Origin of the sequence: Solobacterium moorei, from assembly GCF_036323475.1 — a bacterium.
GTDB classification, from domain to species: Bacteria; Bacillota_I; Bacilli_A; order Erysipelotrichales; family Erysipelotrichaceae; genus Bulleidia; species Bulleidia moorei.
This window is the reverse complement of sequence record NZ_AP028934.1, coordinates 1,019,607-1,043,264: the sequence shown is the minus strand read 5'-3', so window position 1 is coordinate 1,043,264 and position 23,658 is coordinate 1,019,607. Positions and strand designations below refer to the sequence as shown.

Annotated in this window: 25 protein-coding genes; 8 read left to right on the top strand and 17 right to left on the bottom strand. The window is 36.9% G+C overall.

Translation table 11 applies throughout. The features are described from left to right. Window positions 1-31 precede the first annotated feature (31 nt). From RGT18_RS05290 to RGT18_RS05280, 3 genes are all read right to left on the bottom strand, one after another. Window positions 32-1,045: a helix-turn-helix domain-containing protein gene (locus RGT18_RS05290; RefSeq protein ID WP_037403838.1), complete on the bottom strand. Its 1,014-nt coding sequence runs from the start codon at window positions 1,043-1,045 to the stop codon at window positions 32-34. A 104-nt stretch (window positions 1,046-1,149) separates the two neighbouring features. Further along, window positions 1,150-2,673 (bottom strand): sucrose-6-phosphate hydrolase, encoded by a 1,524-nt coding sequence (locus RGT18_RS05285; RefSeq protein ID WP_028078082.1) that lies wholly within the window; start codon window positions 2,671-2,673, stop codon window positions 1,150-1,152. A 45-nt stretch (window positions 2,674-2,718) separates the two neighbouring features. Continuing rightward, complete coding sequence (locus RGT18_RS05280; protein ID WP_028078081.1) at window positions 2,719-3,729, bottom strand: aldose epimerase family protein; 1,011 nt, start codon at window positions 3,727-3,729, stop codon at window positions 2,719-2,721. A gap of 158 nt (window positions 3,730-3,887) precedes the next feature. On the opposite strand from RGT18_RS05280, the gene RGT18_RS05275 reads away from it, so the two are divergent. Together RGT18_RS05275 and RGT18_RS05270 are read left to right on the top strand one after the other, a co-directional pair. After that, a complete protein-coding gene (locus RGT18_RS05275; RefSeq protein WP_028078080.1) occupies window positions 3,888-5,318 on the top strand; it encodes an FtsW/RodA/SpoVE family cell cycle protein in 1,431 nt (476 codons plus the stop codon). Beyond that, window positions 5,278-6,675, top strand: coding sequence for a penicillin-binding transpeptidase domain-containing protein (locus tag RGT18_RS05270; protein WP_028078079.1), 1,398 nt, complete (start codon window positions 5,278-5,280; stop codon window positions 6,673-6,675). The genes RGT18_RS05275 and RGT18_RS05270 overlap by 41 nt, the downstream gene beginning before the upstream one ends. A gap of 21 nt (window positions 6,676-6,696) precedes the next feature. On the opposite strand, the gene RGT18_RS05265 is transcribed toward RGT18_RS05270, so the two are convergent. Genes RGT18_RS05265 through RGT18_RS05255 form a run of 3 tightly spaced genes read right to left on the bottom strand, consistent with a single transcriptional unit; the run spans window position 6,697 to window position 8,884 of the window. Continuing rightward, the gene (locus RGT18_RS05265) at window positions 6,697-7,572 is read right to left on the bottom strand and encodes a GNAT family N-acetyltransferase (protein WP_051240978.1); all 876 of its coding nucleotides are present in this window, start codon (window positions 7,570-7,572) and stop codon (window positions 6,697-6,699) included. Next, window positions 7,562-8,143 carry an NUDIX hydrolase gene (locus RGT18_RS05260; protein WP_028078078.1) on the bottom strand — a complete coding sequence of 194 codons (582 nt, stop codon included), beginning with the start codon at window positions 8,141-8,143 and terminating at the stop codon, window positions 7,562-7,564. Before RGT18_RS05260 ends, RGT18_RS05265 begins: the two co-directional genes overlap by 11 nt. A gap of 12 nt (window positions 8,144-8,155) precedes the next feature. Further along, window positions 8,156-8,884 carry an HAD family hydrolase gene (locus RGT18_RS05255; protein WP_028078077.1) on the bottom strand — a complete coding sequence of 243 codons (729 nt, stop codon included), beginning with the start codon at window positions 8,882-8,884 and terminating at the stop codon, window positions 8,156-8,158. Between the two features lie 134 nt (window positions 8,885-9,018). On the opposite strand from RGT18_RS05255, the gene RGT18_RS05250 reads away from it, so the two are divergent. After that, the gene (locus RGT18_RS05250) at window positions 9,019-10,377 is read left to right on the top strand and encodes a uracil-xanthine permease family protein (RefSeq protein ID WP_028078076.1); all 1,359 of its coding nucleotides are present in this window, start codon (window positions 9,019-9,021) and stop codon (window positions 10,375-10,377) included. A 36-nt stretch (window positions 10,378-10,413) separates the two neighbouring features. Here the strand turns inward: RGT18_RS05250 and RGT18_RS05245 are convergent, their stop codons facing one another. Then, window positions 10,414-11,814 (bottom strand): ISNCY family transposase, encoded by a 1,401-nt coding sequence (locus RGT18_RS05245; RefSeq protein WP_338174896.1) that lies wholly within the window; start codon window positions 11,812-11,814, stop codon window positions 10,414-10,416. Window positions 11,815-12,202: 388 nt separating this feature from the next. Between RGT18_RS05245 and lysS the strand changes: the two genes are divergently transcribed. Further along, the gene (gene lysS / locus RGT18_RS05240) at window positions 12,203-13,837 is read left to right on the top strand and encodes a lysine--tRNA ligase (RefSeq protein ID WP_081659519.1); all 1,635 of its coding nucleotides are present in this window, start codon (window positions 12,203-12,205) and stop codon (window positions 13,835-13,837) included. A gap of 37 nt (window positions 13,838-13,874) precedes the next feature. Here lysS and RGT18_RS05235 read toward each other — a convergent pair whose 3' ends face one another. Then, a complete protein-coding gene (locus RGT18_RS05235) occupies window positions 13,875-14,237 on the bottom strand; it encodes a type II toxin-antitoxin system HicB family antitoxin (RefSeq protein ID WP_028078110.1) in 363 nt (120 codons plus the stop codon). Further along, window positions 14,224-14,472: a type II toxin-antitoxin system HicA family toxin gene (locus RGT18_RS05230; RefSeq protein ID WP_028078109.1), complete on the bottom strand. Its 249-nt coding sequence runs from the start codon at window positions 14,470-14,472 to the stop codon at window positions 14,224-14,226. Before RGT18_RS05230 ends, RGT18_RS05235 begins: the two co-directional genes overlap by 14 nt. 184 nt (window positions 14,473-14,656) lie before the next feature. On the opposite strand from RGT18_RS05230, the gene RGT18_RS05225 reads away from it, so the two are divergent. Further along, window positions 14,657-15,403 (top strand): hypothetical protein, encoded by a 747-nt coding sequence (locus RGT18_RS05225; RefSeq protein ID WP_028078108.1) that lies wholly within the window; start codon window positions 14,657-14,659, stop codon window positions 15,401-15,403. Window positions 15,404-15,428: 25 nt separating this feature from the next. Here the strand turns inward: RGT18_RS05225 and RGT18_RS05220 are convergent, their stop codons facing one another. The 3 genes from RGT18_RS05220 to RGT18_RS05210 are packed head-to-tail and all read right to left on the bottom strand — an operon-like array spanning window position 15,429 to window position 17,699. Next, complete coding sequence (locus RGT18_RS05220) at window positions 15,429-15,815, bottom strand: rhodanese-like domain-containing protein (RefSeq protein ID WP_028078107.1); 387 nt, start codon at window positions 15,813-15,815, stop codon at window positions 15,429-15,431. 59 nt (window positions 15,816-15,874) lie between these two features. After that, entirely contained in the window at window positions 15,875-16,870 is a 996-nt protein-coding gene (locus tag RGT18_RS05215; protein WP_028078106.1) for a D-2-hydroxyacid dehydrogenase, read from the bottom strand. Next, window positions 16,845-17,699: a CPBP family intramembrane glutamic endopeptidase gene (locus RGT18_RS05210; protein ID WP_051240981.1), complete on the bottom strand. Its 855-nt coding sequence runs from the start codon at window positions 17,697-17,699 to the stop codon at window positions 16,845-16,847. The genes RGT18_RS05215 and RGT18_RS05210 overlap by 26 nt, the downstream gene beginning before the upstream one ends. 105 nt (window positions 17,700-17,804) lie before the next feature. Between RGT18_RS05210 and RGT18_RS05205 the strand changes: the two genes are divergently transcribed. From RGT18_RS05205 to RGT18_RS05195, 3 genes are all read left to right on the top strand, one after another. Then, a complete protein-coding gene (locus tag RGT18_RS05205; protein ID WP_028078105.1) occupies window positions 17,805-18,329 on the top strand; it encodes a DUF7000 family protein in 525 nt (174 codons plus the stop codon). Between the two features lie 62 nt (window positions 18,330-18,391). After that, window positions 18,392-18,697 carry a hypothetical protein gene (locus RGT18_RS05200; protein WP_006525222.1) on the top strand — a complete coding sequence of 102 codons (306 nt, stop codon included), beginning with the start codon at window positions 18,392-18,394 and terminating at the stop codon, window positions 18,695-18,697. Between the two features lie 88 nt (window positions 18,698-18,785). Then, complete coding sequence (locus tag RGT18_RS05195) at window positions 18,786-20,243, top strand: polysaccharide deacetylase family protein (protein ID WP_028078104.1); 1,458 nt, start codon at window positions 18,786-18,788, stop codon at window positions 20,241-20,243. Window positions 20,244-20,299: 56 nt separating this feature from the next. Here RGT18_RS05195 and RGT18_RS05190 read toward each other — a convergent pair whose 3' ends face one another. The 5 genes from RGT18_RS05190 to RGT18_RS05170 all read right to left on the bottom strand — a co-directional run bounded on the left by RGT18_RS05190 (window position 20,300) and on the right by RGT18_RS05170 (window position 23,643). Further along, window positions 20,300-20,503, bottom strand: a complete 204-nt coding sequence (locus RGT18_RS05190) for a hypothetical protein (protein ID WP_028078103.1) — start codon at window positions 20,501-20,503, stop codon at window positions 20,300-20,302. Window positions 20,504-20,606: 103 nt separating this feature from the next. Continuing rightward, window positions 20,607-21,491: a class II fructose-bisphosphate aldolase gene (locus RGT18_RS05185; RefSeq protein WP_028078102.1), complete on the bottom strand. Its 885-nt coding sequence runs from the start codon at window positions 21,489-21,491 to the stop codon at window positions 20,607-20,609. 31 nt (window positions 21,492-21,522) lie between these two features. Beyond that, window positions 21,523-22,632 carry a PTS fructose transporter subunit IIC gene (locus RGT18_RS05180; RefSeq protein WP_028078101.1) on the bottom strand — a complete coding sequence of 370 codons (1,110 nt, stop codon included), beginning with the start codon at window positions 22,630-22,632 and terminating at the stop codon, window positions 21,523-21,525. 22 nt (window positions 22,633-22,654) lie between these two features. Next, on the bottom strand, window positions 22,655-22,969 hold the full coding sequence (locus tag RGT18_RS05175; RefSeq protein WP_028078100.1) for a PTS fructose transporter subunit IIB: 315 nt from the start codon (window positions 22,967-22,969) through the stop codon (window positions 22,655-22,657). A 140-nt stretch (window positions 22,970-23,109) separates the two neighbouring features. Next, complete coding sequence (locus RGT18_RS05170; RefSeq protein WP_081659518.1) at window positions 23,110-23,643, bottom strand: PTS sugar transporter subunit IIA; 534 nt, start codon at window positions 23,641-23,643, stop codon at window positions 23,110-23,112. Window positions 23,644-23,658 lie beyond the last annotated feature (15 nt).

Sequence of the window (23,658 nt, the reverse complement as noted above, 5' to 3'; positions counted from 1 at the left end):
AGCCAATAAGGTTAATCCCTTTTATATCATATCAATTATACTTTGCCAGTAATACTTTTACTCTTTGTACATCCGCCGAGTCTTCTTGTTGCCATTCTTCTTTTAATAACTGTAATTCACGTTTGTATGCTTGCTTCGCGTTGTTATTTTGATGCATACGTAAATAAAGTTGGGCAATGGATTCAAGATGATCGATATAGCGAGGTTTTGGCTGTAATGCAAAGGATTTTTCAAATAATGATATTGCCTTTTCATATTCACCATGGCTTGCATATCTACCTGCCACCAAGAAGTACGCTTGCCACTCTTGATTCTTTTCTAAATAGATATCATATTCTTTGCACGTCACTTGAAAACCATATGTCGACTCGTGAATCAACAAGTGATAGAAATCATTAAAACAATCTTGAATAATTGCACTTCTTCTTTCCAGTACTTTTTTAGCTTCATCAAGTCTATCATCATCAATCAAATTATCTAGAAGATATAAGTATGTTCTTGTGATTGTGGGATGTTCTTGAATGAAGTTTTGATAATACTGAATTAATTCACTGTGATTTGCGACATTCCAATCCAGTCTTCCTCCATGCATTGCATGATGGAATGTATTATGAAGTGTTTTATCATCTGGGTTTAAAGCTAGCGCTTGTTTGGTATAAGCAGCTGCTTTCTCATCCAATTTCAATGCATATTCATGATATAAGTCACCAAGTAACGTTAATGCATGTAAATCATTTGGATTTATGGATAATTGTTGTAATAAGAAATTTTCTGATTTACTAAAATCCGCATGCGTAAAGTAACGTTCATGATTTAACATATTTTCAATCTGTTGATACGCACTCTCCTGGTTGTAATCAAAGAGTTCATCAATTTTGATACCAAATATCGCAGCGATTTTTGGCAAGAATAAAATATCTGGATAAGATTCTTCATTCTCCCATTTTGAGACTGCTTGTGCAGTGATGTTGAGTTTTGTGGCCAGTTGTTCTTGAGATAAGCATGTTTCTTTTCGCAATTGTTTAAGTGTTTTTCCTAGTGTCATGGTACACCTCCTAGAAACATCTTATAGATTAATAGTACAACTGTTCATTGATGATTCATTGATATTTTTCAACCAATGATTGAAAAAAGCAGGTTTCCCTGCTTTTATTGATTCTCTGCGAAGAATATTGGCGCATCATCCACAGTTTGTTCTGCACTCCAGATAGATAGATTGAGATTCTTGCCACCCATACGAATCATATGTTCTTCCTTGGTTGGGAAGATACGAGCAGATAATACGTATTCTCCTTCGTTAACGAAAATTTCTACTGTACTATGATCCACTAAGATATCCATTGAAGTTAAACCATTTTCTAAGATAATTTGGCGTTCTGTACCATATTCTACATTGAGCTGATTTGTTAAATCAGAACGGTCAATACGTAGACGCTTTGCGTACTTATCATAGGAAATCGCAAATCCTCTTGCGATAACGTAGTTACGTGAGAATAGGTTTAAATCAAGTGATTCTGCATCAGGATTTTCAATGCGAATAATCGCACTATTTGGCATTTGTCCATGTAGTTTATCGCTGATAATTTCACCATTCTTTGCACAGAAGAGTTCATCTTTCTTTATGGATTCAATGCCTCGAACTGGTGTCTGATATAGCTTACCTTTGCGGATTGTTAATTCGCGTGCAAAGGTTTGTAGTCCTGACCAACCTTCTTCATCTGTTGGTGGATATGTATAATCTGGAACACCAAACCATGCGGACATGATTGAACAATCGGAATAAACATTCTGTGAAGCACATTGTGGTGCATAGAAATCAAAGCCACGGTCAAGTTCTTGCATTGGTCCATCTGGTGTAAATGTAAGTGTTTCTAAATCTAAATCACCAATCAGATATACACTGTTGAACTTATTGTGGAATTCATCTACACTAGGTTCAATTCCCTGTGGACTAAAGATGAGCACATCGTGTAATCCTATCTTTTGTACATCTGGACATTCAACCATGTATCCAAAGCCATTTTCATATCCTTTGACTTTCAGCTCACCAAGGAATTTCCAGTCTGTCAGAATTGAATCGGAACAATATACTAAAATAACACCCTGTTCTTGTTTATTTTGGGCACCTAAGAAGATATAGTACATATCATCAATACGCACGATTTTTGGATCGCGTTGATGTTCTGTATAGTTCTCATTTGGAGTAATCAAAGGACGCATTGCCTTTGTGTATTGTTCATCGCCTTCTAGAGTTGCAAGAAGCTGGTGAGGTCTACGGATACGATTTTCATCACGGTAGTTTCCCGTATAGACAAAATAGATTGTGTCACCTTCACTGATTGCTGTACCGCTATAACAACCACAATTTTCGTATTTTCCTGTTGGCAAGAGTGCTACGCCACGATTTTCCCAATGAATTAAATCTGGACTTGTCACATGGTACCAATGCTTTAAGCCATGGACTGGGCCAAATGGAAACCATTGATAAAATAGATGCCACTTCTTATTACAGTAAGTAAAACCGTTTGGATCATTCATTAAGCCAGTGACTGGTTCTACGTGATATGTTGCACGCCACATAGATGCGACATTTTTTTCATGTACACGCACCAATTCATCTGTATCTCTCTTCATTAACATCCGCTTTTTATCTAATTCATTGACTGTTGTCATGTTTTGCCTCCTATTACCACATGTTTATTATAAGTCATTTTCTCTTTATTTCACATGTCGAACCAAAAAGTCGATGCGATGTTTTTGCGTTTCACCAGCACGAATGATAGGCTTTGGTTCAATATGAGGGTAGTTAATGCCATTTGGTAGATACTCTGCTTCTAAACATACAGAGCTTCTCTCTGGATAGTGATGACCATACTTTCCACTTGCGCCATTTAACCAATTCGCTGTATATAGATGGAAACCCGGATAGTCAGATGCCATTTCTAGTTCTAGCTTTCCATCGGAAAGAATTGCCATTGTGCGAAGTCCTTCTGCCAGAATTGGAAAGTGGTGGTCATAACCTTTACCATATACAAGTTGTATATCATCTTGATTAATATCTTGGCCAATCTTCTTTGCCTGACGGAAGTCAAAAGCAGTATTCTCTACTGCATGAAATTCTGGCTTTGTTAAACATGTTTCATCTAATAATGCATAGTAATCTGTAGGAATCATAAGAGTATGATTGAGTATGGAATCACTCTCACTTAGATTAAAGTATGCATGGTTTGTATATGCAAATAAAGTATCTTTGTCAGTTGTGGCTGTTGTTTCGATGTGTAATCCCTTCTCAGATAAACGATAAGTAATTGCATAGTCTAGATTACCAGGATATCCTTCTTCTCCATCTGGGGATACACGTGAAAATGTAATAGAATCCTCTGTAGAATCTACTGCGTACATCTTCTTATCAAAACCCTCTTTACCACCATGGTTACAGTTACCGTTATTATTGATAAACAGAGTATATTCTTTTCCATTTAAGGAGAACTTGCCTTTCCCAATACGGTTTGCGGTTCTTCCTACCGAGGCACCTAAGAAGGTTGTCTCTTTCTGGTATTGTTCAGCTGTTGGATAGCCTTGAACAATATCTTTACCACTTTCTTTATCAATCAAAGAAACAAGCGTGGCACCATAATCAGTTACCTGTACCTTGAATTTCTTATTTTCTAAAGTATAAAGATAGATATCTTCTCCACTTTGTTTCTTACCAAATAGTATCTTTTCCATGATGGTATACCTCCTTATGATGATATTTATTTTCGAAATCACTTACCATCAGTATAGCCTTTTCACTATGAAAATTCGACATGGTGACTCTATATTTTGTTTACTTGCGACTTTTCTTTAAAAAAGTTATTCTTATTCATATTAAGGAGCATAATACTATGTTTTTTAAAAAGACCCTTTCGCCAGAAGTGGAAGAAATTGATACGCGTTCTGGTAAAGATGCGATATGGATGATTATTGCCATATTGTTTACATTTCTATTAGGTGGATTTGTCTTCTGGAAATCAATGAACGCTGGCATTCAATATTTAACAACTTTAGTACCTTTATTGCTAGTCATTGCCTTCTCTGGCACTTATTTCTATAACAAGGCTGCAGATATGCGTATGTTTGCGGCATTTACTGGACTTGCGGCAATTGGCATTGCATTACAAGTGATAATCGATGCGCAATATCAAGTTATTTCACAGTTCAGTATGGTCAAATACTTTGCAGGACTTGCAATCGCAATCGTATTAATCCTCATGTATCGTTTGATACGAAAAGCATTAAGTTTTAACTATACGACCTATTTCTTATTGTTCGTGTCTGCCTGTCTTTACATAGCCCTTCTTTTCTTTGGAAAAGATACCAATGGCTATGGCACAACTGCTTGGATCAAGATTGGCTCTGTGTCATTACAGTTAACGGATTTTGCTAAGATCACCGCAATCCTATTCTATAGTTCTTTGTTTTCTGCTAGAAAAACTTATTCAAATCGTTCAATTTTAATTCTTTCTAGTGCATTCTTTATCGTTAACTTTATTGGATCTGTTCTGATTCATGAGCTAGGCTCATTCTACATTCTCTATTTCTTGCACCTTTCCATGTTATACATCTTTATGGAAAAAGGTAGAAAAAAGAGAATCTATCTTTTAACAATTGCAATTGCTACAATCTCTGCGATTATAATTCTTTTCTTACTGTATAAGATTCTTGCGCCTAGCGCTACTGCAGGTACATTAAATGGAGTAACTAAAATTCTTTGGCCAATTGTTCGTAAAGTATATTTACGTTTCTCTATCACCGCAAATATCAACTCCGACCCATATGGTGCAGGTTACCAATTATTCCAAGGAAAACGTGCTTTATGGATGTCTGGGCTATTTGGTAATACTGTTAACTTTACCGCAATCCCAGTTCCGGAAAGTGATATGGCATTTGTGACATTGGTGAACTCATTTGGTATGCCTTTAGGCTTTATTGTTGTATTCCTATTATTACAGATAGGCATCCGTGGTAGTGAGTTAAGTAGACGTTTAATTCAAATAAATAAGCAAGACGCAGTTGTTGCCTATGGTGCGACAGTACTCCTGTTTATGCAAGCGATGCTTGTCATCTTGGGCTCTTGTAATATCATTCCGTTAGCCGGTTTACCTATCCCGTTTTTATCACGTGGCGGAACCTATCAAGCAATCGTCTTCTTCTTTGCGGGTATACTACTGCAGATGTCAGAGCGTAATGATGAATTTGATGATGAAGATTTAGAACAAGGAGATGATGAAAACAATGACGAACAAGCGTTCACCAGAATCGATATCAATGAGTAGAATACGACTTGTAGAAGTCGGAGGTATCATTGTTAGTGTAGTGTTTACCTCATTTTTTGCCTATAAGTATTTAATTAATCCACATATAAATACAAACGCAAACACAACAAAATATCAGATTATTTACGATGCGATTAAATCCTACGCGATTGAAGGAACGATTGTTGACCGAGATGGAAATACCATCCTTGGAAATGCGGCTGCTGAAACAAGAGCGACTGCAGACTATCCACAGAATCTGAGTTATGCATGGTTACTGGGTTACTACTCCGTAAACGATCATCGTCAAAATAGTTTTGGTCTACGAGGAAATCTAAAAGACTATCTCCTCTTCCAGCTTGATAAAAACAATCAAGGGGCACTCGTAAAGCTCACTACAAATACAGACTTACAAAATTATGCCTACCAACTATTAAATGGTACGGAAGGAAGTATCACCGTACTTGATAACCAAACTGGAGAAATTCTATGTCTTAGTTCACAAAGCACAGTCGACTTTAATGTCAATGATCCAGATAGTATGCTTGCAAGCAACGTTACGGAGTCACAATATCGTCGTGGTACCTTTGAAAAAGATCCACCAGGCAGCACCTTTAAAGTCGTAACTGCGGCAGCAGCCTTAACCATGCAGGAAGACGAAAATCTTGATGATAGTTTCTTCCAGTTTAACGATACTGGCAGCTACATCCCTGCAGGTAGTAACTTTGTAATTACCAATTTCCAAAATCAAGTATTTGGTACAATCGATATGAACACTGCTCTAGCGAAATCCTGTAACTGTTACTTTGCGGATTTAGGAATCCGTGTTGGAGCAGATAAACTCAGTAAGATGATGAATGCCTTCATGGTAGGAAAAGATATTACCATCCCATATCTAGATACCATTCATTCCAGTTACAACATCGGAAATAATGATAACGCAGAACTTGCACAAACTGCATTTGGACAAGGAAATACAACCATTACTCCCCTTCATATTGCGATGATGGCACAGGCAATCGCAAATGATGGTGTAATGTTACAACCACAAATTGTTAAGTCTATTCAATCCGATGGAAGAACGCTCTATCGTTCCTCAAAGAATTCCTTAAGTACAACCACAACACATAATGTGAATGAAAAACTTAAGGAATATATGCATAGTGCAGCCTTAGAGTATGGTTTAACAGAAAGTGGTTATGGCATGGTATATGCCAAAACTGGTACTGCTGAATGTGCTAATAATCGTATTCACAGCTATATGATGGGATTTACAGATCGTTACTCTTTCTGTATTAGCGCAAACAACAATGATGGTAGTGCTGAATTATATGGTATTACACAAAGACTTGTAAGATATTTAAATAGCCTATATTAAAGGAAATCTTGCGATTTCCTTTTACTTTGTATAGGTTGTATGGATGATTTTTGCATAGCCAATTGCCTGTAAGAATGCATGCATGTTCGGATTATTTGTTGGTACTTCAAAATGAAGTGGTTGTACTTCCTCTTTTTGAATCTCGCAAATGAGCTGATGAGCCACACCACTTCTACGTTTGTCTTTGACAACGCATAGGTCTGTGATAGTCGTTACACTACCATCCATTCTACAGATTGCCATTGCGATAAATCGACCATGATCACTGAGTACATAGATATCTTTTTCTTCAAGTGATTCTTCTAGATAATCCTGTGCACGATCATAATCACTTGAAGAAGAAATACCGGCATACTGGTCTAGTTCTTGTAAATATGTATCACAGAGTGATAGAGCACTCATATAGTTATCCTCATCAATACGTACAAAGCGAAGTGGTATCTGTACCTGTTTGATTGGTTCTTTCTCTTCAACAACATCTTCTTCATCCCAATCATCATCCACTTCTTCACTTTTCGCTGTCATATCATAGACAATGCCGTGTTTTTCACACCATTCAATTGCGATTTCACGTCTGTATGCGTCACGATAGTGATACCATTCTGTTTCCATACCAAAACGTTCTAGTGTTGCACGGAAAAAGCGAAAAGCACCTCGACCATGGATTGCGTTTTCAAACCAACTACGCTTATTGTCATCTTCAATTGTTCTTACGAAATTAGACATAATCCGATATTCGTTTATTTGATATTTTGTAGGAAGTGGAATATAGAAATCGTAATCATCATCCTCGTTTAATTCATACACAATCTCTTCATTCTGCGTGTTGTAATAATACGTTTCATCATCATTAATCATCTCCATTGCATCGATGACATCCATTAAATTAACTTTCATATTTACTCTCTTTCAGTTTTTGATTCAGTTTTTTATAGATACGTTCTACCATCCATGGCTCACAAACAACGTCTAACACCTGATCAATCGGAAACCAATTTACCGCACTGTTTTCATCTTGTTTGATATGTAAACTCTCTGTATCATCAGCTTCTAAAAGATAGCTTACATTTAAATGAAGATGACTTGGAACATACTTACCTTTTTTCTCATGTCCACTTACTACAATCGTCTCTAGCGAGAAGATATCTTCTGTAATAGGTTTCACTGTATAAATCCCACTCTCTTCTTGTACTTCTCTTAGTGCAACAGAAAGAAGATCCTCTTCTCCATCTGCGTGACCACCAAGCCATGCATAGGATTGAAAGATATTATGAAATGCCATGAGTACATGCGTATGTGCTTTATTTAACACCCACGCAGATGCAGTAAAGTGTGCTAGTAAATTGGTGCGATAAAAAATATCTTTCGTTGTTTCTAATAAATCTAACATTACTTTACGGTCAGCTTCTTCTTGTTCGTTAAATGATTGATATGTCTGTAACTGGTCGATTAAATTCTGTCGGCTCATTTCTTTATCCTTCTACTCTAGATGTAAACTATTGATATCGATATTGTAGATAACGTCTTTTCTTTCTACCACAACACGCATGCGCTCGCATAACTCTTTATCTCCCTGGATACGCTGCAATAATTCTCGCGTTGGATTGATTGCACAAGGATGCCCTGTATTCTTAAACATTGTAAAGTCACCATTTGTATCACCATAGGAATAACATGCTTGTAGGTCTAAATCATACTTCTTCTGTAATGTTAGAATTGCCTTTTCTTTAGAAACACTGTCCCACATTGGTACAACCTCTCCTGTGTAAATTCCATTCTCACCCTTCAGATATTGCGTACCACGGAAGTCATCAAACTTATACTTCTCAGCCATCTCTTTGACAAGTGGCTCTGGAGAACCAGAAATCGCAATTAAGAGATGCCCTTGTTTTCGATGGCGTTCAATCTCTTTTCTTGCGAATTGATATACACGTTCACCTTTCTGTTCAATAACCTTCTGTGCAATATGTTCAATATGTACAGCAGAGATTCCCTTTGTGGTCTCTTTGAAAATTTCTACCATCTTTTGTAAGTAATTATCATAGTCACCCATACGACGATCCCAAGCCATATAAGCAGGCTTTACTTCATCTGTCCAACGTGAACCAGAAACAATCTCATGTGTAACCATCTTTTTGAACACTTCTGTAATCAGACCTTCACGATAGATTGTTCCATCAATATCGAAAAACGCCGCAACTTTTTTCATAACATTCACCTCCGAATGATTTAACTGTTTTTATTATAAATCATATTAAACAAAAGTTTAAAAATTAGTAAAATTCATTATTGTAAATCCATTATGCATTTGATATCATACCTAACTAAAGGGAGGAATTTCACATGAAATTGATTTACAAAGTTGAAGACAAACCACAGTTTCATCAATTAGTTATTTTTGCATTCCAACAGTTGCTAGCAATTATGGCCGCAACAATCGCAGTACCTCTCATCATCAAAAACGGTATGAATACCGCTGCTGCTCTTTTTGGTGCCGGTGTTGGTACCCTTGTTTATGTTGCATTCACTCGTAAGAAGAGCCCGGTATTTTTGGGTTCTTCTTTTGCGTTTATTGGTTCGATGTCCGCTGCGTTTGCTGGAGCTACAACGGTAGCAGCTGGATATGTTGGACTCATTATTGGTGCAGCGTTTGCAGGACTTGTATATGTAGTGATTGCACTATTTATTGAGCGTATCGGTGTTGATTGGGTAAATCGCATCATGCCGCCAGTTGTTATCGGTCCTACAGTCGCAATTATCGGTCTATCACTAGCAGCCAATGCAGTTGGTGATTTACAAACAAGTAGTTTAACAGGCGCAAGAACACAATTTGCTGTACTTGTTGGTATCATTGCCTTAATTGGTGTAATGCTTGCAAGTACCTATGGTAAGTCCCACGCCAAGATGATTCCATTCATCATCGGTATCTTAGCTGGTTATATCGTAGCCGCTATCCTAACATTTATCGGAGTTCAGACAGGTTATGAACCAATGCAGATATTAAACTATCAACCTATCGTTGATTTATTTGCGAACGGTGTATCATTCTCTACCTTCTTCAAGATTCCAGACTTCACATTTGTAACAGCACTAGAAGGTATTAAGGATATTGACTTTGGCTATATCGGAACAATTGCAGTAGCGTACATTCCAGTATCCTTCGTAGTATTCGCAGAACATATCGCCGACCACAAGAACATCTCAAGTATTATTGAAAGAGATTTATTAAAAGATCCAGGTCTTGATAGAACATTACTTGGTGATGGTGTTGGTTCTATGGTTGGCGCATTCTTTGGTGGATGCCCTAATACAACATACGGTGAATCCGTAGCTTGTGTAGCTATCACTAAGAACGCTTCTGTATTAACAATTATTGGCGCTGCACTTGAATGTATCTTAATCTCATTCTTCACCCCATTTGTTACATTCATCTCCACTATCCCAGCATGTGTTATGGGTGGTGTATGTATGGCCCTCTATGGATTTATCGCTGTCAGTGGATTAAAAATGGTACAGAAGATTGATTTAGACCACAACAAAAACCTATTTGTTATCTCAAGTATCTTAATTTCTGGTATCGGTGGATTATCACTAAGCTTCGGTAAGATTACAATCACATCTGTAGCTTGTGCATTGATCCTCGGTATTATCGTAAATAAACTTTTATCAAAAGAACCAGAAAACACTGAAGAAAACCAGTAAAGTTAATGTCAACCAAAAATGAAAATGTCTTAAAAATTAACGAACATTAGCGGAGCTATAATAGTTCTGCTTTTTTGTAAATAATTGATATGAATACTTCCTCCAAGGGTGAGATATCGGCGGAATATATACTTTCTTTTTCTCAGGAGTTTCAATGATATTATCGAACTCACCCGAATTTTCTTCAAACACTTGTACTTCTTCTAAGATGTATAGTGTATCCATCGCATTGACAAAGATCTTTTGATCAAATGATTCAATAACCAATACCTCCATCTTAGGTCTTAGTGGAATTCTATTGTGTTCCTTGTCATAGGCCATCCAATACTTGTTTTTGAACTTGATACAGTTGCCTTGATCGACTATTCTCGATGAAATGATTGCCAATGTTTGATTGATTGTTTCTATATCTGGTTGTACTTCAAATACAGAATTGGTACTATTCAAGTGTAGGGCGAACCTTGCATTGAATTCCTTTAGGTAGGATTTTAGGAACTTATTCGCGTCCGCCATACAAGTAATACGAGCACGTCTAAGTTCAACTGGCAAACGTGATTGGAAAGTCTGGTTGAGACGTTCGATGCGTCCTTTGGCTTGTGCGATGCTCGTTGTTTTGATTTCGACACCAAGGTTATGGCAGGCGTAGGAGAACTGTGTGAAGGTATCCTCGTCGTCGAAGGCCTTGGTTTTCTTTCTGTATTCAAATACGGTTCGTTTATCCGTATAGAATAGAGCGGGTATGCCATAGTCGACTAGTATCTGATGGAAAACGTTGTAATAGCCACGTAGGGTCTCCTGTATATCAAAGTGGGCTCCAACAGCAGTACCGGTCGCATCATCTACAGCTAGGTGTAGATGCCATATCTCGCCAGGAATCCATTCGTAGCTTGAAGCGTCCATTTGAATCATCTCTCCCATATATTTGGATCTAGATCTTCGTGAATGAGGCGTATCATCTTCAATTGATTCGATTTGTTCATTGATTGCGTTTCTGGCCTTTGTAGATGTTGTTTGGTCTAATCGTTTTGTCAAACGTTCCTTTAATTGTTTCTTGGTTTTTCGATGGGCCTTTGGGGACAAGACATCGTGTTCTGATAACCAGTTTCTAATAGTGGTGTCACTGATGGAGATGCCGAGGTCCATCTGGACGATTTCACTGAAATGAGTGATGTTGGCATCAAGATACTCGTTAAGATAGAGTTCAATGATTTTGTTTTTCGTTTCCAGTGAGAATGTGTTTGATGGTAATCGTCCACGATTACCATGTGAAAATGAGGATTTGCCTTCAGACTTATAACGTGTAATCAGGCGGTTGATAGTACGAATAGAACAATTTAGTTTTAATGCCGCACGGCGTTTATTGCCAGAATGATCAACCAGTTCTTTAATAATGTTGTATTTGTTTTCTTCCATAGGGGTTAATATAATCTTTTTCATATTCAATCCAATCTAATGGAATGAATCATAACAATTCCTTTCTATAAATGGGGCATTTTCCCTTTCGGTTCATTAAGACAATATCAACTTCGATTCAGAAACACTGAAGAAAACCAGTAAAGTTAATTGCAGTTTTGAAAAAAAATTGTTACACTATGCATGTTGAAGGACAACGACGGAGATAGAACATATAGAGTATCTTACAGCGAGTTTCTGATGGTGAAAGTGAAACAGAGAGGATATATGTTGACAAGGACTCCCGAGTCATTCCGCGATCGCGTTAACAATCAAAAATGAGGCAGTATAGATACTGTAAATTAGGGTGGTACCACGAACAAAGCTCTCGTCCCTTGACGTAGAGCTTTTTATATGAAAAGGAGGTCATCATATGGCAGAAGAAAAGAACAACATTACTGAGCAACTCCAAAAGGAACTCGCTCAAAGACAAAAAGCATTAGAAGAAGCACAGGCTGCACTTGAAAGTACAAAGCAAGCAATCAAGGAGAATGCGAAAAAACTTGTCAAAGCTGTTGAAGAAGTTCGTCTAACAGACCAACAAGAAGCACGTATTGCAAAGATGAACGCCTTACGCGAACAAGGTATTGACCCATTTGGTAAAGCATTCCATCGCACAAGCAATTCCCAACTCATCAAGGACGAATATAGCGAAAAGAGTGCAGAAGAATTAGAAAGCTTACACGCAGAAGTTTCCATCGCAGGTCGTATTATGCAAAAGAGAAGAATGGGTAAGTTAGGCTTCATTCACCTCTTAGACCGTGAAGGTAAGATTCAGGTTGTAATTAACAAGCGTATCATTGGTGATGAAATCTATGAATTATTTAAGGCAAGCGACTTAGGTGATATCGTTGGTATTCGTGGTACAGTTATCAAGACGCAGACTGGTGAACTATCTGTAGAAGCACATGAGTATACACACCTTTCCAAAGCACTACGCCCTCTTCCAGATAAGTTCCATGGTTTACAGGATAAGGAAGAACGTTACCGTAGAAGATATGTTGATCTCATCATGAATGATGAATCCCGTAAGATTGCAATCTTACGTCCACGCATTGTAAGTGCAATCCGTCGTTACATGGACTCTCAAGGTTACCTTGAAGTAGAGACACCTATCTTACAGCCAATTCTAGGTGGAGCAAATGCTAGACCATTTATCACACATCACAATGCACTAGATAAGGACTTCTATTTACGTATCGCTACTGAGCTACCACTAAAGAGATTGATCGTTGGTGGACTTGAAAAAGTATATGAAATTGGACGTATCTTCCGTAATGAAGGTATGGACCTCAAGCACAACCCAGAATTTACAACAATGGAAGCATATTGTGCATACACAGACCTTGAAGGCATGATGAAATTAAACGAAGGTTTATTCGAGCATGTTGCATTAGAGGTTTGTGGTACAACAGACTTCAAGTTCATGGGTCAGGATATTTCATTAAAGGCTCCATTCAAGAGATGGAATATGGTAGACGCTGTTAAGGAAGTGACTGGTATTGACTTCTGGCAACCAATGAGTGTTGAAGAAGCATACAAGCTTGCACAGGAACATCACATCACAGTAGAACCACACCAGATGACAGTTGGACATATCATCTCCCTATTCTTCGAAGAATTCTGTGAAGACAAGATTGTTCAGCCAACGTTCGTATATGGTCATCCAATCGAAATTTCACCACTCGCAAAGAAGAACCCAGAAGATCCACGTTTCACAGATCGTTTTGAGTTATTAGTAAATGGTATTGAGATGGATAATGCCTTCACAGAGCTTAACGACCCTATTGACCAAAGAGAACGTTTCGAAGCTCAACTCAAGGCAAAAGAACTTGGTGATGATGAAGCTAACGAGATGGATACAGATTACGTAGAGGCACTTGAATACGGTCTACCTCCAACTGGTGGTATCGGCTTCGGTATCGACCGCTTCGTAATGTTATTAACAGGAACAGATTCCATCCGTGATGTACTCTTATTCCCAACAATGAAAGACAGAAACAACTAAATACAAAAAGCCAGACAACCCTGGCTTTTTAATATATTTATTTACATTTTTTGATTGCGTCATTTTTTGATAATAGATATACGCAATATTGATTCATACTTACACCCTCTTCTCTAGAGTGTTGTGCCAAAGATCGATGAAGGCTCTTTGGAAGACGTAACTTAAACTGTCCAGAATATTCAGAAGTTGTTGGATCTGGAATAGAGATATTACTTTCCAAAGCAGCAATAAGCCATTCCCTCTTGGCATCTTCAGCGTTCTTAGCAACCTCATCCAACGTTTTGCCAACAGTAATACAACCACTTAGTTCAGGATAACTTGCGACATATCCCCCTTCGTCTACGTCAGGAATAATCTCTAAACGATATGGACACTGTAGGTAATATTCAACTGTATTCATTAAGATCCTCCTCTACTATCTTTCTAACCATTTCAACATATATCCTTTTAATAGGTTCATGTTTTGGAATTGTAATAGGATTTTTACCTGGTTTACGAAAAGTATAATGACTACTACCACTTGATGGTGCTTTCATTTGATATCCATAGTACTCTAATACTCTTTTTAATTCCTGAAAACGCATATCTTTCGATAAAGATAAAATCTTACTTAAAAGCTTATCCCATTTAGACATTCATCTTCCTCCTTATTATAATTGGTGTCATATATGGTGTCAATATATTGCTCATATCCTACTTACTTTCTATTTGTAAACACAGTACTCTCCATACAAAAATAGATAAAAATGTTACAATTCAATCATGGATAACCTTTCAAAATTATACTTAACCAAAGCATTAACTCGATTAGAGAAATATTTGCCAGATGATAGAGGTACACTTTTAGATTGGTATGAAATTCATACTGACTATTATTCTGTTTTATCTATTGGTAAGTATGTATACTGTTTATTTGCTTTACCAGTGATTTCATCAAATGGTAAAGAGATTAAGCATGTTAGTGAGATTGATAGTAATGTATTAGAACGTATCACAATACTTGTGTATGAGGGTGATACGATTATTGCAGACATATCGGGTTTACATGCATCCATGGATACACTTTTAACCAATGAAAAAGTATTTAACTTCTGTGCAGATGAATCTGATTGGACTTATCTTGAACATTATTGTCTCTGTGGTAATTACTTCCCTGAGATTGCTTATCCACCAAATAAAGAAAGCTCCTCCCTACTAGTTTCAGGAGAAACTTTACTAATTACAAATTCATATGTAACTACTGCTTATCGTAGACAATCGATATTCCGTAACATGGTACAGATGATTAAAGACCATGCATTACGTTATTCGTATGAGAATACGGATTTATATACTGCTATTGCACTAGACCCTGATATTGCACAGTATGGGCCTGATACAAAGCCAGAGCCTTATTACTATTCTTTAGAGGTTGATGAACCTCAACGAATTATAAATGCAAGTATCGTGGAGAAGTTAAACTTTACACCAATACGTTTAGAAGCTGACGAAATTGGTGATGGCACAAAACTGTGGTTTGCTTTACAACATGAAAAGGAAATCTGTAAAACTGAGCATTTATCATAAAGAAAACTGGTTTGTGACCAGTTTTTTACTTTTCGATATCTCCTTGCCAACTTTGGATACCACCAAAGTCTACAACATTTGTATAGCCAAGTTCAGCTAATTTCTGTGCTGCTTGACGACTACGGTTACCACTACGACAATATACCATAATGAGCTGTTTCTTATCCTTTAAGCTATCTACCTTACCTGCTTGAATATCTTCATTAGAAAGATTGATAGCGTTAGGGATATGTCCACTTGCATACTCGTCTGCTGTTCGAACATCAAGAATGACTACATCCTTGTTTTCTTCAATCATCTTTTGAGCCTCTGTTGATGTAATTGTTTGATAGCTACTGGATGTTTCACTTGTCTTAGTAACCATACATCCAGCTAAAAACAATGATAAAGCAAGAACCAATATTTTTTTCATATTCTTTTACTCCTTACTTTGATGATAGTCAAAGTAAGCATAAAACACAAAGAATATGCCTAGTTTACTCTAGATTTAGATGTACCAGTTGTAATCACTTCAACAGCAGCGTTTAATGCGCCTTCTACAAGGTTCTTAATTGCTTCATCTGTAAAGTATGCAATATGTGGTGAATACATCACACGTGGATGATGTACTAGACGTGCAAATACCTTATCTTCGATTGCCTTATCTTGATAATCCTTTTGGATATATGGCATTTCATACTCGTAAGTATCAATACCTGCACTAGATAGAATACCTTCATCCAAAGCCTTTAGTAACCCTTCTGTATCAACAATAGAGCCTCTTGCCATGTTTAGTAGGATAGCACCTGACTTAAACTTCTTAAACATCTCATAGTCAAAGCAATGACGGTTATCTACGGTTGCTGGCATATGGATGGAAACAATATCCGCATCCTTAACTGCTTCTTCAATCGAGTCTTTATATGTCAGGATACTCTTAATACCTTCATTCTGATATAGATCAAATCCAACAAGTTCACATCCAAATCCATGGAATAATCTCGCTGTGATTTGTCCAATTCTTCCTGTTCCGATAATCGCCACTTTCATATCTCCCATAACTCTTCCACAGATGGATGGTTGCCAACGGAAGTCGTTCTTTGCGACGCTAGCGATGATAGTATTGTTATTGCGAACAAGATTTAAACCAGTTAATACTGTATATTCTGCAATCGATTCTGGTGAGTAACTAGGAACATTTGTAATCACTAAGTTATTTTCTGTTGCAAGTTTTAAATCATATAATTCATATCCAGCACTAACTAAAGCAATCTGGCGAATACCATAATCGCGTAATGTGCTATAAATTTCTTTATCGATAGTACCTGCAGCTTGAGAGTTGATGATGCCATCATATCCCTTTGCAAGTTTTACACTTTCTGCAGTCAATAATTCTGATAATACTGTTACTTCAATCTGATTTTCTTTTGCCCAGTTTTCGGCAATTTCTTTCATCATCGCATTAGCATGATATAGAATTAATTTCATGGTTTTCTTTCTCCTTCTTATGGATAGAATGAATCATGTAGATGAGTAATAGTATCGTAGGTAATAACATAATCTCTTCCGTGTGTGAGATAAGTAAGTAGTTAGAAGTTGTATCAAGTGCAGGTGGTAAAGTAGATGTAAAGTTATTCAAAATATGCATGCCAATTGGCACCCATAAAGAGCCACTGTATTCATATACCACTGCTAAAGCGATACCGAAGAATGTTGTATATACTGACTGTACAAACTCACCATGCCAGATACCAAACATTAAACCAGATAATACGATTGCGATATATGGATTGCATACCTTCTTGATTGAGTTATGAATAATACCACGGAATAATAGTTCCTCTGCAATCGGGCCAAAGATAACAACGGATAAGCATACCCAAATATATGGATCTTCTCCTATTGTAGACCAAGCAGAGTCAAAGCTTTCAATGCTCTGGGCAACAAATGGTACATTTGCAAGCTGATCATATGTAAAGTCTAACCATAGGGCACTAACTAAACCCATACCAAGTGTAATTGCAATCGCAAAAGGAACAATCAGCCACTTAGGCATCTTAGAATCTGCTAGAGCAAGACCCGTCTTCTTTCTAGAAGTAAAGTAATACACAGCAAATAACAAGATACATGTTAATACACAGATAACTGTATCAAAGAAATAGTAGCTTAGTGCTTCAATCTGTTCATCTGTAAAGAAACTATTTCCTAGTCCAACTACTACATCTGAAACAACATTGTAGATAGCAAGTGCAAGGATTATTAATCCTATTGATCTTAGAATATTACGGCTGTTATTTTTTATTCTGTCAAAATTCATAGAATGAACCTCCGTTCTTTATTATATATGAATCATGAAGTATGATAAAATCATATAATCTTAAAGTTATATGAAGTATAATTTGATTATGTGGAGGTTAATTCTATGGCGAAAGATACGAACTATTATCTTGATACCTACCAAAAAGTAGTGAATCAAGGTGATTTACAGGTTGCATATATCGAAATCATGAATTATTTTACAAAGTTACATAATTCTATCCCTGCTGTGTTCACTGTTAGTGAAATTACACCAGGATTTATGGACTACAGTTACTTCTCCATTCATGATGCATTTTTATATGACCGCTATCTAAAGTTTATCATTGCATTAGACCACCGTACACTTGGCATTGAACTTTGGTTAGTATCACAAAATGAGAAAGTAAAACATGCATACAGTATACTTCTAGCCGATTCAGAATGGCATGATAAAATCATACATAATCCTGCTTTCGGTATGATTGAGGTTCCTATTGTAGAACGTATTCAACCAGATAGTGCAGATGATCAAATGCATAAAATACTAGATACAATCCAACAGTATACTTCCTGTATAGAAAGTTTCCTCTATGCGGACGAAATCCACTTCCCTATCACATCTCCAAAGGACACAACTGAGGCAGAATAGTTTCGCTTGTACAAAAGATTAATATCCATTATGATAACTTCAACCTAAAAGGAGAAAATAAAATGTCAGATATTAATGTACAAGAATTAGCTGCTAAAGCGATTGAAGAATTAAAGAAGAGCCCTGAAAAATTAAAGACTTTCGCAGCAAACAACGAAGTATTAAAGGGTATCTTAGGCGATGATGGAAAGTTAACAAAGGAAGACTTTGACCGTATCGCTGCTGAAGTTAAGAAGAACGACATCGTTAAAGGTCTTCTTGGCGAAGATGGCAAGCTTGGTCTTGATGATTTACAAAATGTAGCTAACATAGCGAAGGAAGCTGGAGAAGGCTTACTCGACAAGGCTAAGGATTTATTTAGTAAATAAAATCTTAGTATACCATTAGTGATAAAACTGATGGTTTTTTCTTTTTATTGCTATTAATGTTAGAATAGATGATGAGGTATTTGACTATATGAATAAAAAAGCAATCCAAAAACCATTAACAAAGTTTTTGATTTTCGCTACTGTCTTATTTTTATTTAGTGCAAGTCTGGTATTGTTACTAAATAAATGGGAAGTCGTGATTGAAGTTAATGGCGATCAAACAACGCTAGTAGAATATAAATCAAAATACGAAGATCAAGGTGCAGTGGCCTATAAACAAGGTACAATTCTTACCTTCCTTCGTGAAAAAATAGATGTTGAAAGTAAAGGTACAGTTGATACAAGTAAATTAGGTTCTTATAAAATTGAGTACACGGCTGAAAAAGACGGATTAAAGGCATCTCAAGAACGTACAGTTGTTGTACAAGATACGACTCCACCAAAAGTTACACTTACATCAAACCCCGATAGTTATACTCTCTTCAATCATCCATATGAAGAAGAAGGGTATACTGCATTTGATGATTTTGATGGTGATTTAACAGACAAAGTTGTACGTGAAGAAAAAGATGGAGTCGTCACTTATAAAGTCATTGACTCTCACGGTAATAAAGCCACTGTTGAACGTAAGATTGTCTATGATGATCGTAAAGGTCCAGTAATTACCCTCGTTGGTGGTAATGATATTATATGGATTCGAGGAAATGAATTTGCGGATTCTTATACAGCTATCGACGATTTAGATGGAGATATCACCGCAAACACTGTAGTCAGTGGTAGTGTGGATGTTAATACTCCTGGTGATTATACACTTACCTATACATGCAAAGATGCGCATAACAACGAAACAACAGTACAGCGTATCGTGCATGTTCAAGATCTTCCTGCAAATCAAATTCAGGCAGAAGATAATAAAACAATCTACTTAACATTTGACGATGGACCAAGTGCACATACACAACGCCTATTAGATGTACTTGCAAAGTACAATATTCCAGCAACCTTCTTTGTAACGGCTTTACAACCTGACTATATCCATATGATTCAAAAAGAAGCACAAGCAGGTCACGTTGTTGCAGAGCATTCTTATACGCATGATTACTCAAATGTATATTCAAGTACAGATGCCTTCTGGAATGACTTTAACGCAATGAACAACATCATCTACCAACAGACCGGAACATATGCAAATCTATTCCGTTTTCCGGGTGGTTCTTCTAATACAGTCAGCCGTAACTATACCTCTGGTATTATGACGGCATTAGTAAGACAGGCTGCTTTAAAGGGTTATACTTACTTTGATTGGAATGTATCCAGCGGTGATGCGGGTGGAGCTTCCACTGCAGATGAAGTATTTGAGAATGTAACAACTCAAGTTCAAAACGCTTCCGCAAATAATCGTCCTTCTGTTGTATTACAGCATGATTCGAAAGGCTTCTCTGTTGATGCGGTTGAACGTATTATCATTTGGGGTCTACAGAATGGGTATCATTTCTCTTCACTAACATCAGGCAGTTTTACTGCTCATCACGGTGTCGCAAATTAAAACACAATCCCAATACATTTAGGGATTGTGTTTTTCATGTATGCATACAGTTATCGTTAATTAAAGAAACCCGCAATAATAACATCAAGAATACACAATGCATACCCAAAGTAACGCCAAGTATTTTCTTGTTTGTTCCACTTATTATCTGGATTAGTTCTTTGTCTTTTAGCAAAAGAAAGTTTTGCATATATGATACAACCCATTCCTGCTGCTAAGATTACTAACATAACAATAAAACGAAACACTCCATTTGACATATACAAATCTCCAATACGTATAAATTTATTCTACATTTATTTTAACGCAAATGCTAAAAATCTAGGCGAAGATCAGTAACCTTCGCCTATCAGCAAACTTTGATTATTCTTTACTATCAGAGATTACATCACCGTAGCCATAACGATTCGCCGATCCAATAATATCAATATAGTCTGATACAAACTTTTTAATTGCCTTTTCAGCAATCATCATAATCTCTAAGTAACTTGTTTTTGGATTTTCTGCCCAAGCTACTTTCATTGCTTCTTCTGCTGCATGGAAAGCATCTGTGCATACATTAATCTTATTAATACCACCTGCTACTGCTTTCTTGATATTCTCTGCACCTGCACCAGAACCACCATGTAATACTAGCGGCATCTTTAATTCAGCCTTGAGTTCCGCCAGTCTCTGGAAGTCTAACTTTGGAATCATACCCTTTGGATAATCCCCGTGAGCCGTACCAATTGCTACTGCTAAACAGTCAATTCCTGTACGATCCACATAATCTCTTGCTTGTGCAACATTTGTATATAGATCCAACTCTTCGTTATCACCTACGTCTGCTTGTCCAACGTGGCCTAACTCACCCTCAACACAAATACCTTTTGCATGTGCCAAAGTACAGATATTATTTACACGCGCAACATTTTCTTCATATGGTAATGAAGAACAATCAATCATTACTGAAGTAAATCCCCTTTGCATAGCAGCAATTTCATCTTCATATTTCATACCATGATCAAGGTTTAATGCAACTGGTATATCAACACTTTCTGCTAGTTCCTTAATCAAAGGTACCATTTCTGTTGGATGTGCTAGTTTAGCCATCTGTCCAACTCCTAAATTAATAATGATTGGGGAATGTTTTTCAGCAGCTGCAGTAATAACAGCTCTAGCCATTTCCATATTTACACTATTACATGCCATAACTGCATAATTGTTTTCATTTGCATGTTTTAAAATATCTTTCATTGATACAAGCATTTTAATTCTCCTCTTCTTTTGTTTGAACAAATTATCTAATATTAATGTCTAAATCGTCTGTTACCTCTTCTTCCTTAACATCTGATTCAGTTAGCGGTTTCTTAATTACAGCATAGATAACAGCAGTAATTGCTGAACCTACTGCTAAAGCAACTAAGAACATTGGCCAATTTTCTGTAACTGGTAATACAAATACACCACCATGAGCAGCTTGTGTCTTACAGAACATCATCGCAAGACCAGATGCAACTGCAGAACCAATCATTGATGAAGGAATTACGCGTGCTGGATCATTTGCAGCAAATGGAAGAACACCCTCTGTAATAAAACATAATCCCATAGGAATACAGGAGATACCTGCATCTCTTTCTTCGGATGTAAACTTCTTTGGAGCAATTAAAGTAGCGATACCAATACCGAGCGGAGGTGTCATACCACCAATAATCTTTGCTGCTTCAGCACCTGCACCAATTCCTTCCGGATGGTCAGCATATAGAGCATTTGCAGCCATGGATGCAGTCTTATTGATTGGTCCGCCCATATCTAAGCCCATGCATGCACCAATAACAGCACCAATAATGAATAATGAACCTGTTGATAGTCCCTTAATCCATGCTTGTAAAGCTGTCATTGCAGCTGCCATAGGTTGAGCAACTACGATAAAGAAGAATACACCTGTAACGAATGTTGCAAATACAGGAATAATAAGTACTGGCATTAAACTCTTCATTGCCTTTGGCATCTTCCAAGTTGTCATCCATTTAACTAAATAACCTACAATAAATGCCATAATCATACCGCCAATGAAGCCAGCCTTAGCCTGGTTTGCAGTATAACCAATGATAAATGCAGGAACGATACCTGGACGATCAGCAATAGAGTAGGCAATACCAGCTGCTAATACAGCAACTGCAAAACTCATTGCATAGTCCGAAAGTTTTGAGATTGCCCACCAGAATTGTGTCCATTCAAGTGCATTTAAGTTGGAGAAAATTGTGCCTCCAGCTTCCGGAGCCATACTACCGATGAGGTATCCACCAAGGCCTTTTGCTAAAGCGCCAAGAATACCACCTGCGACAACCATAGGAATCATATACGAGATTCCAGTCATCAAATGCTTCTTTAAATCTTGTAATTTCATAAAAGTATTTATCCCCTTTCTTTTATTGAATACCTAACTTCTTTTGAATAGTAGCAATCAAACTCTTAGGATTTTTCATTGCTACCGTAATCGGAATGTCTACTACAGCTTTTCCTTCAAAGCGATCCATTCCATGAACTTGAATGTCATGAGCAATAATAACAACATCACAATTCGCAATATCTTCAGCCGTCAATTCATTCTGTGTTCCAATTGTTCCTTGTGTTTCAATCTTGCAGGTACACCCAGCTTCCTCTGCAGCCTTTTGAATTTTTTCAGCTACAATATAAGTATGTGCAATACCTGCAGTACATGCAGTAATACCAACAACTTTCATGTATTATTCCTCCTCAATGTATATCTCTTTACATGAAATTTATCATGTAAACATCAAATGATAAAAAGTTATCAATATACTCAAAACGGAAATTTTTTATTTATATAAAAAGATGGTATTCTTTGCCATCTTTGTTATTTTTATAAATTAATATCTAAATCTACAATCTCTTCATCACTACATTTGCATGAATTATTTAACTCTTCATCATCACTACAGATAATTTTGATTATCTGTTCAGCACTAGATGCCTCTTGTAATGCATGTATACGAGAATCATTACCTAATTTCCCAGCAAGTTGACTTAATAGCAACATATGATTAGTTTCGAAGGATGAATCTGCACTTACACAAAATAAGAATATTAAATTTGTATTTTGGATTCCAGATGCTTCAATGCTCGATTCCCAATCGATTGGGTGAACAGTTCTACCAATGGCAATACCAATTTTTTTAACTGTTTCACTCTTTCCATGGGGAATCGATAGATTAGAACCCATTCCTGTCGGCCCTTCCGCCTCTCGTAAATAAATATCTTTTACAAACTGTTCAACATTATCAATATATTCATTTTCTTTTAGTACATTTGCTAAATTTATAAGTACTTCTTTTTTTGTGCTACCTTCTACTGCTAAATTAATAATATTAGGATTTAAAATCTCCTGTAAATCCATTTTTTATTCCTCCTT